The 16839-nt window shown below is 65.9% G+C and carries 13 protein-coding genes; 8 read left to right on the top strand and 5 right to left on the bottom strand.

The window, feature by feature from the left end:
- Window positions 1-344: 344 nt before the first annotated feature.
- Window positions 345-1376: a LacI family DNA-binding transcriptional regulator gene (locus tag C9F12_RS03545; RefSeq protein WP_045990911.1), complete on the top strand. Its 1032-nt coding sequence runs from the start codon at window positions 345-347 to the stop codon at window positions 1374-1376.
- Window positions 1377-1482: 106 nt separating this feature from the next.
- Here C9F12_RS03545 and C9F12_RS03540 read toward each other — a convergent pair whose 3' ends face one another.
- The 3 genes from C9F12_RS03540 to zapE form a co-directional block, all read right to left on the bottom strand.
- Complete coding sequence (locus C9F12_RS03540) at window positions 1483-1686, bottom strand: CsbD family protein (protein WP_045990910.1); 204 nt, start codon at window positions 1684-1686, stop codon at window positions 1483-1485.
- A 187-nt stretch (window positions 1687-1873) separates the two neighbouring features.
- A complete protein-coding gene (locus tag C9F12_RS03535; RefSeq protein WP_240184160.1) occupies window positions 1874-2368 on the bottom strand; it encodes a GNAT family N-acetyltransferase in 495 nt (164 codons plus the stop codon).
- Window positions 2369-2478: 110 nt separating this feature from the next.
- Window positions 2479-3813 (bottom strand): cell division protein ZapE, encoded by a 1335-nt coding sequence (gene zapE, locus C9F12_RS03530; RefSeq protein WP_108448012.1) that lies wholly within the window; start codon window positions 3811-3813, stop codon window positions 2479-2481.
- A gap of 153 nt (window positions 3814-3966) precedes the next feature.
- On the opposite strand from zapE, the gene C9F12_RS03525 reads away from it, so the two are divergent.
- Window positions 3967-4455, top strand: a complete 489-nt coding sequence (locus tag C9F12_RS03525) for a DUF2946 family protein (RefSeq protein ID WP_108448011.1) — start codon at window positions 3967-3969, stop codon at window positions 4453-4455.
- 73 nt (window positions 4456-4528) lie between these two features.
- Window positions 4529-5902, top strand: a complete 1374-nt coding sequence (locus tag C9F12_RS03520) for a PepSY domain-containing protein (RefSeq protein ID WP_108448010.1) — start codon at window positions 4529-4531, stop codon at window positions 5900-5902.
- Window positions 5903-6143: 241 nt separating this feature from the next.
- On the opposite strand, the gene C9F12_RS03515 is transcribed toward C9F12_RS03520, so the two are convergent.
- The gene (locus tag C9F12_RS03515; RefSeq protein WP_108131280.1) at window positions 6144-7073 is read right to left on the bottom strand and encodes a DUF808 domain-containing protein; all 930 of its coding nucleotides are present in this window, start codon (window positions 7071-7073) and stop codon (window positions 6144-6146) included.
- A gap of 95 nt (window positions 7074-7168) precedes the next feature.
- Between C9F12_RS03515 and C9F12_RS03510 the strand changes: the two genes are divergently transcribed.
- From C9F12_RS03510 to C9F12_RS03490, 5 genes are all read left to right on the top strand, one after another.
- Window positions 7169-7543, top strand: coding sequence for a hypothetical protein (locus C9F12_RS03510; protein WP_240184159.1), 375 nt, complete (start codon window positions 7169-7171; stop codon window positions 7541-7543).
- Between the two features lie 416 nt (window positions 7544-7959).
- Window positions 7960-9105, top strand: coding sequence for a UDP-N-acetylglucosamine 2-epimerase (non-hydrolyzing) (gene wecB, locus C9F12_RS03505; RefSeq protein ID WP_240184158.1), 1146 nt, complete (start codon window positions 7960-7962; stop codon window positions 9103-9105).
- Complete coding sequence (locus C9F12_RS03500; protein ID WP_205254621.1) at window positions 9098-11290, top strand: glycosyl transferase family protein; 2193 nt, start codon at window positions 9098-9100, stop codon at window positions 11288-11290. The genes wecB and C9F12_RS03500 overlap by 8 nt, the downstream gene beginning before the upstream one ends.
- Window positions 11287-14436 (top strand): tetratricopeptide repeat protein, encoded by a 3150-nt coding sequence (locus C9F12_RS03495; RefSeq protein ID WP_108448008.1) that lies wholly within the window; start codon window positions 11287-11289, stop codon window positions 14434-14436. Before C9F12_RS03500 ends, C9F12_RS03495 begins: the two co-directional genes overlap by 4 nt.
- 101 nt (window positions 14437-14537) lie before the next feature.
- Entirely contained in the window at window positions 14538-15404 is an 867-nt protein-coding gene (locus C9F12_RS03490) for a DUF4434 domain-containing protein (protein WP_108448176.1), read from the top strand.
- A 76-nt stretch (window positions 15405-15480) separates the two neighbouring features.
- On the opposite strand, the gene astB is transcribed toward C9F12_RS03490, so the two are convergent.
- The gene (gene astB, locus C9F12_RS03485; protein ID WP_108448175.1) at window positions 15481-16836 is read right to left on the bottom strand and encodes an N-succinylarginine dihydrolase; all 1356 of its coding nucleotides are present in this window, start codon (window positions 16834-16836) and stop codon (window positions 15481-15483) included.
- Between the last annotated feature and the right edge of the window lie 3 nt (window positions 16837-16839).

Here is a 16839-nt window from a genome sequence, read left to right as displayed (position 1 = left end):
TGATGGGTGAAGATCACCGCTGCTGCCCTGTAAAATGTTAGCGCTAACATTTTTAGTCCAGAGTCCCTTGCTGCACAAGCAGGAAAGCGATAGACATCGACCAATGTCTAACTACCGCAGGGGTCCCGGTGTCGGGACCATGGGTGCCCCGAGGCGTGCAGCGCTTGATCCAAGCTGCCCTGCATGAAGCGCTCGGCATCAGCCGCTCGAGGCCGAGGCGCTGGGCCATGTCCCCACTGACCTGCGACGCAGGGACAGCCTGGGAACGAGCGAGCCAGCGCGCCCCATTCGGCATACCATGGAAGGCAGGCGTCCCTCTGATGCCATCGATCAAGGAGAGTCCGATGAACGAGACCCAGGGCGGTGATCGCCGCCGCCGCAAGGGCCTGGACAACCCGACGCTTGACGACGTCGCCCGTGAGGCTGGAGTTTCCTCGATCACCGTGTCTCGGGCGATTCACCGCCCGGACAGCGTACGCGAGACCACCCGCAACAAGGTTGAAGCGGCGATCGCCAAGGTTGGCTATGTGCCCAATATGGTGGCCGGTAGCCTGGCCTCGGCCAGCTCGCGCTTCATCCCGGTGATCGTGCCGTCGCTGTCCAATGTGGTGTTCGTCGAGGTCATCCAGGGGCTGCAGGCACAGTTCGACCAGCACGGCTACCAGATGCTGCTGGGCAACACCGACTACAGCATGCAGCGCGAAGAAGAGCTGATCCGCACCTTTCTCGGCTGGTCCCCCACCGCCCTGGTGACCACCGGCCTGCGCCACCAGCCGGGGCTAAGCGCGCTGCTGGAACGTTTTCCTCGACCGCTGGTGGAAATCATGGAACTGGGCCCGGCGCTGGACATGAACGTCGGCATGGACCACGAAAAGGCAGGCGCCGCCATGGCCGATCATCTGATCGCTCGGGGCTACCGTCATATCGTCTTCGCCGGCACCCGGCTCGAGTCCAACTATCGCGCCGCCCAGCGCTACGCCGGCCACCGCACCAGGCTCGAGAAGGCCGGACTTGCGGCCCCGCTGATGGAGTGGCACCAGGACAGCCACTTCGACCTTGGCGCCACGGCGCTGGACGAGGTCCGTCGCCACCACCCGGGCGTCGAGGCGATCCACTTCGTCGACGATGTGATGGCCAGCGGCGCCCTGCTGGGCGCACAGCGCCAGGGCCTGCGAGTGCCCAACGACATCGCCATCGCCGGGTTTACCGGGCTGCCCTTCGGCCGCTCGCTGATGCCGCGTCTGACCACCATCTCCTCCCCCCGCGAGGCCATCGGCCGGCTCGCCGCCTCGCAGATCATCGACCGTCTGGAGGGCCGTGACCCCGAACGCCAGATCGACGTCGGCTTCGCCCTGCTGGAAGGTGAGAGCACCTGAGGACACCAGACCTGACCCACAACGAACAACGGGGAGTCACGATGACTCCCCGCTGGTACAAGACGTTGCCTGCCCGCACGGGCGACAGAGCCCGCGGCACTCGCCGCTACTGATCGAGCCGACCCTTGAGCTTGTCAAACTCCTTCTCCACCTCTTCTCTGGCCAGGCCAAACTTCTGCTGGATGATGCCGATCAGCTTTTCCTTGTTGCCTTCGGCCTGCTGAATCTCGTCGTCGGTGAGTTCTCCCCACTTTTCCTTGGCGGCACCGCTCAGTTCCTTCCACTTGCCTTCGATGGTGTGCTTGTCCATGGCATGATCTCCGGGTCAGTCGATCTCATAAAGGTAGATGGCATACTCCTGACGAAGGCTAGCCTGCGGCAAACCCAGCGGCTAGCCCACCCCACCACACACCTTCGTTTTTTATAAACAATTCAATCAGATAACTTCCGTAAAAGACTGTTTGAGCACAGTCCATCCTCCGACCGACCTTTTCACTTCACCCATCAATCAGCCGCCGCCGCATGATGGTGACCCGCTCACCCAGATAGTCGAGCTCTTCGAGTTCTTCCCATCCCAACCGGCGATACAGTGACTGCTGATCCGGCGTGTAGAGGTGAAGCCACTCGATGCCGTGGTCGCGGGCCTCCCGCTCCACCCGTCGTACCAGCGCGGAGGCGAGCCCCTGACCGCGTTGTTCGGGCGGCACGTAGACCGAGGCGAGCCACGGTGACAGTTCCCGGCGAATACTCATGTCATCCGGCGACAGGCTCGCCGTGCCCAGGGGCTGTCCCTCCTTCATCGCCACGAACACCGAGGGCACCCCGGCCGGACCGCACATCTGAGCCACCGCCTGGCGCCAGCCGTCGATGTCGGCCTCCGGATGCAGGTGCCCCCAGGCGTCAAAGGTCCAGTCGGCGACCTGGTCAAGCTGTTGCGAAGCGGCGCTCAAGCGCTCGATGGTGATCCCGTTCATCTGTCGATTTTCGTCCATTGCTGTCCACTTCCGTCTATTGCCGTTCACTTGTGAGCGTTATTGTCCCTGCCGACACTTTTCGACGGCGCCTGCCGATCGCGGCCTCGCCCAGGCTGACGCCGCAAGGATCAAGGCAACCGGCGCTGCCCGAAGCGCGCCAGCTGCATTTCGCCAAGCCGGCTCAGAGTGCGCCGGAAGGCAAACGCCAGATAGCCATCGGGATAAAGCTCCTCCATCGCCACCGACGCCTCGATCACCAGCGGTACCCGGCGGTCGTAGCATTCGTCGACCAGGGCAATAAAGCGACGCACGCTGTCGTCCCTGGCCCCCAGCGGCGGCAGTACGCGATCACCGGCGGCCACCCGCTCACTGGCGTCTTCTGTGCCACGAGCGATGGGACGCGGGGCGCCCGGTTGCCGATCCGGCGCGACTCTGCCGTCGCTGTCATCCTCGTCAGGCCTGGAAGCCAGGCATGGCACCTCCCCCAGCAACAGCGTATCGAAGCGATCACATAGCGCGATAAAGTCGAGCGCCGCCAGCGGCGCCTCGCACAAGGCCGCGAAGTCGCACCACAGTACCTGGCCTTCGAGGCCTCTGGCCTCCAGCTTGCGGCCGCCAAGCGCCAATGTTCGGGGCGTCGCCGCCCTGCCGCTCAGCCGAACAAACTGCTCGGACAGGATGCCGGGGTCGCCGGCCCTACGCACAAAATAGCGCTGGTGAACGTCGCCGGGATGGCGGCGATGATCCTGACCGCCATCCAGTTCGAGCACCTGAAGATGGGCCTGCATGGCGGCGATGGCCGGCAGGAAACGCTCGCGATTGAAGCCATCGCGATAGAGCTCGGCCGGCGGCTGGTTCGAGGTGGCCACCAGCGTCAGGCGTCTGGCGAACAGGTGCTGCATCAGCCCGCCCAGCAGCATGGCGTCGGCGATGTCCTCGACGAACACCTCATCGAGACACAGCACCCCGACCTCGGCGGAAAGCTCCTCGGCGAGCCTTGCCAGCGGGTCGGGCTGTCCGCGCCAGTAAAACTGACGCTGGTGCACCCAGCGCATGAAGTGATGAAAGTGCCAACGACGCACCGTCACCGGACTGAATTCGACGAACAGATCCATCAGCCAGGTCTTGCCACGACCCACCGGCCCCCAGAGGTACAGGCCCCGGCTCGTCACGCCGCCAGCGAGCTCCTGCTGCAAGGCGTCCAGCGCCTCGACCGCCCGGGCCTGGGCGGCATCGGCAACCAGATGTCCCTCCTCCAGCAGCGCCTGATAGCGCAGCGACAACGGCTGACATCGAGACTGGTTCAACGGCCCATGGAGCGGCCGATCCAGCCGTTGACTGCCAAGCGATGGCGCCTCTCGGTCCGGCCCAGGATGCGGTTGCAGGCCTTCACCGCTTGCTTCATCGATCCCGCCGCCGATCCTGTCACCGGTCCCTTCGCCCTCTTTGTAGCCGTCACTCATCGATAGATCCCTGGCTGGTGGTATCGACCCGTGTGCCCCCATTGCCGCCGGCACAGGTCCCTCGGAAGAGCATGCCTCCACCGTGGGCAAACGCCAGGCGCTGCACTATAGTGGCCCGTCTGCATATTCCCGATCGCTAAGGTTGCCTCTTTCATGCCCTCAGCCGCTCGTCTCTTGAGCTCCCGACCCCGCCGTCAGCGCCGGGTCTGCCTGCTGGCGGTGCTGGCCATGCTGATGCTCTTCGTGGGCCCGCTGATCAGCCAGGTCCAGGGCCTGGCGATGGAGGACGAGGCCGGTCGACAACTCCACCATGGACATGGTCACCACCAAGGCCTGGCTCAAGGCACCGGACAAGGCCATGCCCAGCATGATCCCACGCCGAGCGCCGCGGAAGTAGAGGGGCACAGCACGTCCGAGCCTGCCGCCGAGGGGGCGGTCGGTGACGCCGGGCATCATCACCTGGCCGCCTGTGGCTACTGCGTACTGTTTGCCCAGGTGCCGTGGCTGGCCCTGCTGTTGCTGGTATTGGTTAGCCTGGCGCCGCGGGCCCCGCCGGCACGTTGTGCTGCAGGCATTCCCCCCGTTGTCAGCGGGCGCTTCCAGCGTCCGACTCCCCGCGCCCCTCCCGCGTCATTGTCGTGATCCATCGAGGCCACCGCCTCCAGAGCCACCGAACGGCATCGCCGTCGGCAACTCCGCCTTCAAGAGAATGACCATGACGACGCACGCGAAACCTGTTGCGCCGGCGCTGAAGACGCTGGTGATACGACTGCACTTCTATATCGGCCTGCTGGTCGGCCCCTTCATCTTCTTCGCCGCCCTCACCGGCACGCTCTATGCGCTGACCCCGGCACTGGAGCAGGCACTGTACCGGGACGCGCTGACCACCGGCTCGGACAGCGCTTCCGCGACCTTGGCCCGGCCATTGTCACGCCAGATTGCAGCGGCCCAGGACTATCTCGATGATTCCGCCCTGCCCAGCGCCGTGCGCCCGGCCCCCGAACCCGGCGCCACCACCCGGGTGATGTTCGCAGACCCAAGCCTTGATGCCGGCGAACACCGGGCCATCTTTGTCGACCCGCAAAGCCTCGAAATCCGTGGCGACATGACTGTCTACGGTACCAGTGGGGTACTGCCGCTACGCCGGATCATCGACCAGATCCACCGCAGCCTGATGCAGGGCGATCCCGGCCGCCTCTACAGCGAGTTGGCCGCTTCCTGGATGTGGCTCGCCGCCCTCGGCGGACTGGCCATCTGGGCGGTCACCCCCTCGCCCCGAGTGCAGCCCGGCAAGCAGACCCGCACCGCCCGTCGCTTGCGCACCCGCCGACGCCACAGTCTGTTGGGGCTGTTCCTGCTGGTCGGCCTGCTGGCCCTGTCGGCCACCGGCATGACCTGGTCGAAGTACGCCGGCGACAACTTCTTCACCATGCTCAAGGCCGCAGGCTGGGGGACGCCTCGGGTGTCCCAGTCGCTTCAGGCCCACGACGTCGCCTACGACGCACACGCCGACCACGCCATGCCCGGCGCTCACCCGACCGTATCGGGGTCGCTTGAGGCCTTCGACGCGGTCGAACGCCAGGCCCGTGAGGCAGGCCTCGACGCCGGCAAGATCGAGTTGCTGGTGCCCGGCGACAATCAGGCCTGGAAGGTGCGCGAGATCGACCGTAGCTGGCCGTCCCAGGTGGACGAGGTGGCGATCCATCCGCAAAGCTTCCAGGTGCTGGATCAGGTGAGCTTCAACGACTACCCGCCTGCGGCCAAGCTCACCCGCTGGGGCATCGACGGCCATATGGGCATCCTCTTCGGCCTGCCCAACCAACTGCTGCTGGCCTCCCTGGGTATCGGCATCATGACCATGGTCGGCTGGGGCTACGCCATGTGGTGGCGCCGCCGTGCCCTGACCCGCGACAGCCAGACGCTGTGGCAGGCCCTGCTGGAATTGCCGCTGTCGGTGCTGGCGCTCATTTCGCTGGTGGCGCTGCTGCTGGGACTGGCGATGCCGGTAATGGGGGTAAGCCTGGTGATATTCCTGACGGTGGACGCCCTGCGTGCCCTGGTCGCGGCCCGCCGACGCGCTACCGGCTAGGCCCCACATCAGTAAAGACAGGAAAGGGCCATCGGCAAAGCCAGGAAAGGGCCATCCACCACACAAGAAGGGCGACCCACGGGTCGCCCTTCTTGCTTGATGCCAGGAGCACGCTCCGCCCCTGTCTACCTATCCGCGATCAGTGGCCCTTGCCCCGAAGCCGCTGGATGCCGGTCCAGACGGCCACCAGGGCAGCACCCACGGCCAGGCCGAACGAAGCATGATCGACCAGCATCGGCATTCAGTGTCCCTTGCCCCGAAGCCGCTGGACGCCGGTCCAGACGGCGACCAGAGCCGCGCCCACGGCCAGGCCGAACAGGCCGTTCCCCAGCATTGGCACCAGCCCGTGCATGATGGCGTCGAGGCCGGGAAGGGCTACCTCGGTCTCGGCCAGCCCCTCGATCCAGTGCCCGACCACCGGGATGCCGTGGGCAAGAATGCCACCGCCGACCAGGAACATCGCCAGGGTGCCGAAGATCGACAATCCCTTCATCAATAGCGGTGCGCCCTTGAGCAGTCCTCGGCCCAGGGCCTGTGCCAGGCCGCCGTCCTTCTGCGTCAGGTAGAGCCCCAGGTCGTCGAGCTTGACCAGCCCCGCCACCAGGCCGTAGACGCCCACGGTGATCAGCAGGCCGATGGCCACCAGCACCGCGATCTGCTGGCTCAGGGGGGCGGCGCTGACGGTGCCCAGCGCGATGACAATGATCTCCGCCGAGAGAATGAAGTCGGTGCGGATGGCGCCCTTGATCTTGTCGCGTTCAAAGGCCTTCATGTCGGTTTCGCCGTCGGCCAACGCCGCCAGTCGCGCCTGGCGCTCCTGCTCGGCGTCTTCCTTGTGCAGGAACTTGTGAGCCAGCTTTTCGGCGCCCTCGAAGCACAGAAAGGCCCCGCCAAGCATCAGCAGTACCGTCACCAGCCAGGGCACGAAGGCGCTGATCAACAGCGCGCCGGGAATCAGGAAACACTTGTTGAACAGCGACCCCTTGGCCACCGCCCACACCACCGGCAGCTCGCGATCCGCCGCCACGCCGGTGACCTGCTGGGCGTTTAGCGCCAGATCGTCGCCGAGAACACCGGCGGTCTTCTTGGCCGCCACCTTGGTCATCACCGAGACATCGTCGAGCAGGGTGGCGATGTCGTCGATCAGGGTTAACAGACTACTTCCAGCCACAGGGCATCCCTCCTTGGCCTGGGAAAACTTGGGTAGACTCAGCATAACCGCTCGGCCCCTTCGCCGCCGCAGCAATTGCCCCGGAGGTCTATGCCATGTCGCAAGCATCCACTGGAAAGCCGGCAGCATCAAAGGCCCATCCAGACTTGCCCGATGCCAGGCCGCAGCCGGCTTCAGATCCCGCTGCTGACGACCTGACAGCCGACAAGCTGACGCCCGACGACCTGGCGCTCTTGCTCGAAGGTGTGCCCGAGGGCTACAGCGAGGTTTGTTACCAGGGGCGCCGCTACGCCATGACCCGTCGCACCTTCAACCGAGGGCGCTCGCTCAAGGTGTTCGCGCGGGAGTTGGGCGGCAACGATATTGTCAGTCTCAACGGCTACCTGACCGCTCGTGGGTGGCAACTGAAGCCCTGCGAGATGAGCGAGCACAAGGTGCTCGACTTCCTTGTGCATTGCAAAACCGGCTGACTTGCTGACTGGGTCGTCCCGGGATTCGATTCCCGCCGCCGCTCTCTCTCCAGGCTCGCCGCTACCCTCTCTCCAGGCTCTCCGCCGCCCTCTCTCCAGGCTCTCCGCCGCCCTCTCTCCAGGCTCGCCGCCACCCTCTCTCCCCAAGCTCGCCGCCGCCCTCTCTCCCCAAGCTCGCCGCCGCCCTCTCTCCCCAAGCTCGCCGCCGCCCTCTCTCCCCAAGCTCGCCGCCGCCCTCTCTCCCAAGAGTCGCTCCGCCTCTCCCTTACGAGGTGTCGCCCTCTCGCCGCTTTCGGCAAAAAATATCCTTTTGTTGACCTAGATCACTGCGATAACGCCCGGTACGCACCGAAGTATGCTGAGATAATCAAAGAATACTTTACTCCGCTCCCATGGGACGTCTCATGCCTGTCGTCATGCTCGTTGTTGGAACCCGTCCCGAGGCGATCAAGATGGCCCCGGTCGCCCAGGCCATACAGGCATGCCCGGCACTGTCACTGCATCTGTGTGCCAGCGGCCAGCACGACGAGATGCTGTTCCAGGCACTGTCGCTGTTCGACCTCACGCCGGACAGCAATCTGGCGGTGATGAGACCAGCGCAGACCCTCAACGGTCTGATGCAGGCCATGATCCAGGCACTCGACCAGGACATGTCACGGGTGGCCCCCGACCTGGTGATGGTCCATGGTGATACCGCTACCTGCTTTGCCGCGAGCCTCGCGGCCTTCCACCGGCGGGTCCCGGTGGCTCACGTGGAAGCCGGGCTGCGCACCGGCAATATCGCGTCGCCCTGGCCGGAGGAGGCGTACCGCAGCATGGTGGCGCGTATCGCCCAGCGCCACTACGCCCCCACCGCGTCGGCGCGTCACAATCTGCTGCGTGAGCAGGTGGCGCCGGACTCCATCCTGGTGACCGGCAATACCGTCATCGACGCCCTGGCCTGGATGAAAGACCGCCTCGACCGCCAAGGCTATCGCCCGGCAGCCCCCTCACCGCTTGCCGCGCTGCGCGACGACGCCAGGCTGGTGCTGATCACCGGCCACCGCAGGGAAAACCACGGCGATGGCATCCGTACCATCTGCACCGCCATCGCCGCACTCGCCGCTCGCTACCCGGACGTCGACCTGGTCTACCCGGTCCATCTCAACCCGGCGATCAAGGACGTCGTCGAACACGCCCTGGCGGGCATCCCCAACGTGCTGCTGGTACCCCCCCAGGACTACCGTGACTTCGTCTGGCTGATGGGCCGCGCCTGTCTGATCCTCACCGATTCCGGCGGCATCCAGGAGGAGGCTCCCGCCCTCGGTGTGCCGGTGCTGGTAATGCGCGAGCACACCGAGCGCAGCGATGCCCTGAGCGCCGGTACCGTCATCCTCACCGGCAGTGACAGCGATGCCATCGTGGCCGCCTCGGCGCGCCTGCTCGACGATGAAAAGGCGCGCCGGCGCATGGCCGCGATCCCCAATCCCTACGGTAGCGGCGACGCCGCCAGGCAGATCATCGCAGACCTCAACGATTGGCTTGTCCGCGCCGTCGAGACACTCGAGGCCGGCGATGCCTGAGTTATCCCCCGAGCTGTCACTGTGGCTGGTCGACGCCACCATCCATGTGCTGTACGCCCTGAAGTACGTCGCCATAACGCTGTGCCTGCTGATGCTGGCCATGGGCATCGATGATCTGTTTCTCGATCTGATCTACTGGACCCGGCGTAGCTGGCGCTACTGGTCGATCTATCGCGATAACCCCAGGGCCAACGAGGAGCGCCTGTATCAGGCCCGGGAGAAACCGTTGGCGGTCATGGTGCCGGCCTGGCAGGAAGTCGGCGTGGTCGGCCAGATGGCCCAGCTGATGGCCAGTACCATGGACTACGAGAACTATCAGATCTTCGTCGGCACCTACCCCAACGACCCCGAGACCCAGGCCGAGGTAGATGCGGTCTGCCAGAGCTTCAGCAACGTGCACAAGGTGGTCACGGTACGCCCCGGCCCCACCAGCAAGGCCGACTGTCTGAACAACATCATCGAGGCCATCGCGCGCTTCGAGAAGGCCGCCGGGATCGAGTTTGCCGGCTGCATCCTGCATGACGCCGAAGACGTCATTTCGCCGATGGAGCTTAGGCTTTACAACTATCTGCTGCCGGACAAGGACCTGATCCAGGTCCCGGTCTACCCCTTCCGACCACGCTGGTACCAGCTCTCCGGCGGCCACTACATCGACGAGTTCTCCGAGTACCACGGCAAGGACGTGCTGATTCGCGAGGCCATGTGCGGCCAGGTGCCCAGCGCCGGGGTCGGCACCTGCTTCAGTCGTCGTGCGCTGGCCCACTTGAGAGAGCTCAATGACGGCATCACCTTCGACATCTGGAGTTTGACCGAAGACTACGATATCGGCTTTCGCCTGCACGAGAGCGGGCTTTCCTGTGTCTTCGTGCGCTACAGCGTCGAGCGCGACGAGCTGTCGCCTCGGCGCGAACACGCCCACGGCCTGTCGAAGCGTGACAGCAAGGTGATCTGTGTGCGCGAGCACTTCCCCACGGCGCTGGGCGCGGTGGTCCGGCAGAAGTCCCGCTGGATTACCGGTATCGTCTTCCAGGGTTATCAGCATCTGGGCTGGAGCCGCACCAACTGGCGTCTCAACTACTTTCTGTGGCGCGACCGTCGTGGCCTGGTGGCCTACCCCCTGGCGCTGGTCGCCACCCTGCTGATGCTGATCTTGGCAGGGCTTTGGCTGTACGCCGTGCTGTCGCCACAGGCCTGGCACTTCCAGTCGATCCTCGGTGGCTGGCTGCTGGAGACCCTGCTCACCATCAATGGTCTGCTGCTGGTCAACAGGGCCTTCCAGCGCTTCTACTTCGTCAAGATCTACTACGGCTGGCGTCAGGGCCTGCTGTCCTTTCCACGCATGCTGTGGAGCAATCTGGTCAACTTTCTGGCCAACGTGCGGGCCTGGAAGCTGTTCTTCACCCGGGCGCGTCACCGCACCTTCGCCTGGGACAAGACCACCCACGACTTCCCCCAGCTCGACGACGCCGTGCAAGTCTCTCTCGAAGCCCTGTTGATCGAAGATGGCGTTGTCACCGCGAGCGATATCGAGCGCATAGGTGTTGAAGTCGGAGCACGTCGGCTACCCAGGGAGCTGATTGCACGAGACCTGGTGTCCGGTGCGACGCTGGCCAGGCTTGAAGCCAGACGGCGGGGCATCGCCAGCGTCGAGATCCATCCGCTGGTGCTGTCGCCCGCGCTGATCGACGCCCTGCCCCGGCATGTCGCCCTGCGCTACGCCACGCTGCCCATCGGCGAGAGCGGCGACAGCCTGATCATCGCCACCGAGATCGCCTTGAGTCCGGTCGCCATCGGCGCCATTGGCCGTCGCATCAAGCGTCCTGTCGAGCAGCGTCTGGTCCCGCTCGGACGCGTCACCCTTGGCCTGCGCCACTGGTACCTGGGAGAGCTTGGCGACGTCGACCGGGACCGGCTGCTTGAGCTGGATGCAGACGCCGACGCCGCACGCCTCGATGGTTACTGCGCTCACCAGTACCTGCTCGGAGAACTGTTGCTGGAGCAAGGGCTTATCACACCCGCCCTGTTCGGCCAGGCGATGATCGACTTCGATCCTGAACAGGGTCGTCTGGGCGACTTCCTTGTCGCGCGCGGGATGATCGAATCGAACGACCTTGAGCGAGCACTCGCGCTCCAGGCGGACCACCGCCGACAGGCGGCCCGCAGTCTCGAGGATGTGGCGGTATGAAGGCCAGGGCGATATCGCTGCTGATCGCCGTGTCGCTGGCTCAGCTGCTGGCTCAGCCACCGGCCTGGGGGCTGAGCCAGTTCGAGGAGTTTCACAGCTACCCTTATCTCGACAAGGCCTACCGGGCAGCAGAACAACGCGACTGGGCGCAAGTCCAGCAGCTGATGGAGCACCTGATCAGTCAGGTACCCGAGAACGTCGAGGCCTATCGCCTGCTGGCCCAGGCACTGGCGAAGCAGGGCAATCTGGATGGCGCCATGGCGGCGCTGGGGGCGCTGGACGCCAACGTGGCGGCGGTCCAGATCAATGCCCTGCGCCAGGCCTGGATCGCCGACGGCCACGCCAGCGAGGGCGAGTTGACGCTATGGCTCAGCGAAACGTCGGGCAGCGCCCGGGAGGCCCTGTGGAGCGCCCATGCCAACTATTTGCGCGCAACCCGCGGCGCCCGGGCAGCACTGGAATGGCTTGCTACGGTGCCCGCCCGGCAGGACGCCCTGGCACGGGACCGCTACCGTGCCGCCCTGGCCGAGCAGATCCAGGACTGGAACGGCGTGATCGATGCGCTGGTGCCCCACGCCATGGAAGATACGCTGAACGACGACGACTGGCGACGCCTGTCGATCGCCATGATTCAGACCGATGATGCACGCGGCATCAATGCCTTGATCGCCAGGCTTCCCGAGGGCGACGTCCGCCATTTCGTGCTGCGCGCAGGCGCCGATCGCGCCATCGCCCTGGGCTACTCCGGGATCGCCCAGCGCTGGCTGGCCACCCTGGAGCAGTCGGATCAGCTGGACGCCAGCGACACCCGCAAGCTGCTGCAGACCTCGCTGGCAGTGGGCGACACCGACAGGGTCCGCCAGATGGCCAGCCGCCAGGACATGGATTGCCTGACGCTGGTGAGCTGGCTCAGCGATCATGGCGACCCCGAGGCCTTGAGCACCTTCACCGAGTGCGACGCAAAGGAAGATCCGCAAAGCTGGCTGATACTCGCCGATCGTCTCGATGCCCTCGAACTGCTGGAAACCACGGAACTGCCGGAGGCCTGGCACCAGCGACGCGATCGGGTGCTGCTGGATCGCTATCGCGCCGACGGGCTGGATGACAAGGCGCTGCGCCTGCTGACACGTCAGCCACAGACGCCGGCGATCCTGCGCGAGCGCGCCGAGTTGACCCAGCGCCTGGGACGCCCCGAGGCCGCCGAGCTATGGCAGCAGCACTATCATCTGACCGGCGATTCCGGCTCGCTTGAGCAGGCAAGCTATCTGTATCTGGCATCACAGCGGCCCCAGGCGGCCCGGCGACTGCTGGAGCAAGCCTTCAAGCTTGCCCCCGAGCGGCTATCGGCGACCTCACTGGCGCGACTGGCCCAGCTTTACGCCGACGACAATGCCGGCGTCACCGATTCAACGCTGGAAGCGCTGGTACGCCAGCCCCGACTGGCCGATACCGAGCGCAACAACCTGCTAGAGCAGCTTGCGCGCCACGATCGTTGCCCTGTCGTTCGCAGCGTGGCCGACGCCAGCACGCCACCCTGGGCGGCCCTCGGGATCTGCTCGCAAGACAGGCCCGCCCAGGCCGCCGGCTATTTTCAGAGGGCGCTGACACAGCTCACCCCGCGCCAGCCAGAAGCTGGCGCGGGGACCGCTGCAATGACGCAGCCAGAGATCCAGGCCCGCAAACGCCTGGCGTTCGCGCTGTTTGCCGCCGGCGACCCCGACGCCGCCTGGCGTCAGTGGCGAGCGTTCGAACGCGACGGCGCCAGCGACGGCAAACTCGACCAGACAGACCGCCTGGCCGGCGCGCGCAGTGCCCTGGCAAGTGGCGACACCGAGGGCGCCTGGCGCTGGTGGCCCGAGGATAGCGATAGTCCTGAGGCGAGGCTGCTCGGCGCACGCATCGCCTTGGCCCGCCACGACGACGCCGGCGCCGTGGCACTGGCCAGAGGCGCAGTGGCAGCCGCCGGCGGAAAGCCCAAGACCGACGCCGCCATCCTGGAAGGCGCGAGCCAAGTGGCCCGCCAGGCCGGAGACCCGACCCTCGCACGCCGCTGGCTGACCGAGGCCCAGGCGGCCTCGCCGAGCTCGCCAAGGCTTGCCCGGGAGCTGGGACTGACGCTCGCTGCAACGGAGGAAGCAGGTGCTCGGTCAGAGGCCATTGCGCTGCTGGAGCGCGCCCGCCAGGCCTATCCCGAAGACTACGTCAGCGCCGCCACCCTGGGGAACCTCTACAGCACCATTGGCGACAACGCCCGCTCCATGACGCGCATCGAGGACGCCATCGACCTGCAGCCCTTCGACCTGGCGGTGGGCGAGGACAGCCTCGAGGCCATGGCCGAGCGCCGCTACCGGCTGCGAAGGACCCACGAGACGCTGACGCGGCGCGACCGGATCACGCTGACCAGCAGCTGGTCGCCAACCAGCCCGACGCCGGGGATACGCAGTGACTCATCGAACCACGATAACGACGAAGATAGCGGCCACGATATCAACACCCAGGTGGTTCAATGGGACCACGCGCTTGGCCACGACCCGATCCACCAGGGGCGGGAGCTGGCCGGCTACATGAGGGTCATCATCGGCGGCGATGATCGTGACGACTACGGGCGAGGACGCTCCCTGGGCCTGGGACTGCGGGCCAAGCCGTTGGCCCGTCACAACCTGAACCTGTACGCCGAGATGTTCGCCGAGTCCCAGAAAAACGATGGCGAGCACACCGACTACAATCTGCTGCTGAGAGCCACCGGCTCCTTTCTGGATCAGGGCGATCACAGCAGCGAATGGCGCGTAAGCCAGGAGCAGTGGAATGAGCGCTCGCTCTATCTCGACGCCGCCTGGTGGACCCAACGTGGCGATGTACAGCTGTTCGGCCGCTACCGCCAGGGCCGCACCTTCAAGCTGCCGACCCGTTCGGCCCAGACGCTGATGCCCTACGCCAGTTTCCAGGCCACCAGCCACGACACCACCGGCTGGGACGAGGATGTACGCCTCGCCGCAGGACTGCGCTGGGAGTTGTGGTACGACGAGGATCACTACAACGCCTTTCGCCGCAAGCTGAGCGTCTCCACCGAGTACCAGCAATCCCTGGGGGGCAACCTCTACCAGGAACGCGACGGCTGGATGATCCATCTGGAGCTGAGCCTGTGATGAACTCAAGCATTCTTGTGGCCGGACACCTCAAAGGCACCGCGGTGCCAGTCCCATTCGCTGGCATTATCGCGCCACTGACCCTGACGGTGGTCCTTGCCATGCCCGTGGGGACGGTCGCTGCCGCCGACGACAGCCTCCTGACAAGAGCCGCCGAGGCCTACCGCAGCGAAACTCTGTTCTATCAGCCTCAGAATCGCGACGCCTCGCTCAGCCGACAGCAGTGGCAGACGCTGTGGCGGCGTACCCGCGAGAACGGCGTCGACACCTTGATCGTGCAGTGGACCCAGTACGGCGAAGAGACCTTCGGTGGCGCCGATGGCTGGCTGGCCGCCGCCCTGATCGACGCCGAACGCCAGGGTCTCGGGCTGATTATCGGTCTCTATCAGGACCCCGAGTACTACGAAACCCTCCCCGACAACGCCCGCTTCCGTCACTACTGGTACCAGCAGTTGGCCAAGGCCCACGCCCGACAGCAGCAGATCCAGCGCCAATGGCCGCTGACGCCGGTAGGCTGGTACCTGGCTGAGGAGCTCGATGACTGGCTGTTTCGTGAACCCGGCGTACGCCAGGAACTGACGCGCCAGTTGGCCAGCGCCAGCCAACAACTGACGGGCCCGCTGCACCTGAGCATGTTCAGCGGAGGCTTCGTGACGCCAGGGGTCTACGCGGCCTGGGCCGAGGACATCGCCGAAAGCGGCTGGCAGGTGTGGTGGCAGGACGACGAAGGCGCCCGCAACCTGGATCCGCCCATGCGCCAGGCCTACCGCGACGCCCTGAGCTGTCGCATCGGCGTCGTCCGCGAAGCCTTCGCCCGCACCAGCGCGACCGAATCCGACTTCCAGGCAATGCCCGCACGCCCCCGTCAGCACCGCAGCGACTGCCACCCGGACGCGGTCTTTTCGCTGCGTTACATGCCCTGGGCAGAAGCGCTACGCAAAGGCCCACCTGGCGCTCGCGCTCAATAAAAAACCCCACCGGGGGGTGGGGTCGAATCGACAAACAGCAACCAGGATACGCGTGCTCATTTGAGCCCATCGGTGCTCAGTTGCCAGCCCCCTGGAAGGGGTACACAGGGCCCAGTGCGAGGAGGGACGTCAGCTCGTCCAGCGCCGCCAATGTCTCCTCGGCGAGCCTGGGATCGGCCAGGTCTTCCGGTGCCAGACGTTCGCGGTAGTGACGCTCGACCCAGGCGACCAGGTCAGCGTAGAGGGCGTCGTCGAGCAGCACCCGGCCGGACAGCGCCTCGCGCTCGGCCTGGCTCAGCACCACCCTGAGCCTCAGGCAGGCCGGACCACCGCCGTTGCGCATGCTCTGCTTGACGTCCTTGACCACCACCTCGCCGATCGGGTTGTTGCCGGCCAGCAGGTGATCCTGGATGCACCGCCACACCGCCTCACGCTCCTGACACTCCCCCGGCACCACCAGGGTCATGCTGCCGTCGTCATTGGACAGAAGCTGGGAGTTGAACAGGTAGGAGGCCACCGCATCCTCGAGGCTGACCGCCTCAAGCGGTACCCGCACCGGAATCAGCGGCGTCGACATCTTCTCGCGCAGTGCATCGAGGGTGGCCTCTTCGTCACGGAAGGCCTGCTCGTGGTAGAGCAGCACCGAACCGTTGCCCACAGCGATGACGTCATTGTGGAAGACCCCGGCATCGATGGCGTCGGGATGTTGCTGGGCGTAGACCACCTGATGCTCGCCAAGTCCGTGCTGACGGGCGATGGCCTGGCTGGCCTCCAGGGTCTGGCGGGCCGGAAAGCGACGCGGCTCGACGCCGTCACCACCGAAGGCCTGACGCCCGTAGACGAACAGGTGCACCCCTGGCTCGCCGTGCTCGCCGCACAGCCGGGTGTGGTTGGCCGCGCCTTCATCGGAGAACGCCGGCGTCGCCGGCAGCACCGGGTGATGGGCGAAGTGAGCGGGATCGGCGAAGATCGCCGCCAGCACCCGACCGGTGGTCTCCGGCTCCAGAAAGCGGTGGAAGCTCGACTGCAGGTTGGCCGGGGTGAAGTGCACTCGACCGTCAGCGGCATCCAGGCTCGGCGTCACGGTGCCGGCGTTGGCCGTCCACATGCTGGAAGCGGAGCACACCGCGCGCAGCAGTTGCGGCGCCTGGCTGGCGGCCTGGGCCAGCACCTGACCGTTGTCGCCGGCAAAGCCCAGCGAGCGCAGCGCCCCCAGGTCAGGGCGCTGCTGCGGCGGCAGTACGCCCTGCACGTAGCCTGCGTCCTTCAGCGCCTTCATCTTGGCCAGGCCCTGCAGCGCCGCCTCGCGGGGGTTGGACACCAGGCCGCCGTGGGACATCGACGCCACGTTGCCGTGGGCCAGCCCCGAGTAGTTGTGGGTCGGCCCCACCAGGCCGTCGAAGTTGACCTCGACCACGTCCCGCTGGCTCATATC

The organism is Halomonas sp. BN3-1, from assembly GCF_003056325.1.
GTDB classification, from domain to species: domain Bacteria; phylum Pseudomonadota; class Gammaproteobacteria; order Pseudomonadales; family Halomonadaceae; genus Halomonas; species Halomonas litopenaei.
The sequence above is the reverse complement of the archived record's forward strand: the minus strand, read 5'-3'. Positions and strand labels throughout refer to the sequence as shown.

Bases quoted from the DNA above. Each gene is read 5' to 3' on its own strand.
- C9F12_RS03495 (WP_108448008.1), top strand. From the start codon at position 11,287: ATGAAGGCCAGGGCGATATCGCTGCTGATCGCCGTGTCGCTGGCTCAG.
- wecB (WP_240184158.1), top strand. From the start codon at position 7,960: ATGCTCGTTGTTGGAACCCGTCCCGAGGCGATCAAGATGGCCCCGGTC.
- C9F12_RS03510 (WP_240184159.1), top strand. From the start codon at position 7,169: ATGTCGCAAGCATCCACTGGAAAGCCGGCAGCATCAAAGGCCCATCCA.
- zapE (WP_108448012.1), bottom strand. From the start codon at position 3,813: ATGAGTGACGGCTACAAAGAGGGCGAAGGGACCGGTGACAGGATCGGC.
- C9F12_RS03500 (WP_205254621.1), top strand. From the start codon at position 9,098: ATGCCTGAGTTATCCCCCGAGCTGTCACTGTGGCTGGTCGACGCCACC.
- astB (WP_108448175.1), bottom strand. From the start codon at position 16,836: ATGAGCCAGCGGGACGTGGTCGAGGTCAACTTCGACGGCCTGGTGGGG.
- C9F12_RS03540 (WP_045990910.1), bottom strand. From the start codon at position 1,686: ATGGACAAGCACACCATCGAAGGCAAGTGGAAGGAACTGAGCGGTGCC.
- C9F12_RS03535 (WP_240184160.1), bottom strand. From the start codon at position 2,368: ATGGACGAAAATCGACAGATGAACGGGATCACCATCGAGCGCTTGAGC.
- C9F12_RS03520 (WP_108448010.1), top strand. From the start codon at position 4,529: ATGACGACGCACGCGAAACCTGTTGCGCCGGCGCTGAAGACGCTGGTG.
- C9F12_RS03545 (WP_045990911.1), top strand. From the start codon at position 345: ATGAACGAGACCCAGGGCGGTGATCGCCGCCGCCGCAAGGGCCTGGAC.
- C9F12_RS03525 (WP_108448011.1), top strand. From the start codon at position 3,967: ATGCCCTCAGCCGCTCGTCTCTTGAGCTCCCGACCCCGCCGTCAGCGC.
- C9F12_RS03490 (WP_108448176.1), top strand. From the start codon at position 14,538: ATGCCCGTGGGGACGGTCGCTGCCGCCGACGACAGCCTCCTGACAAGA.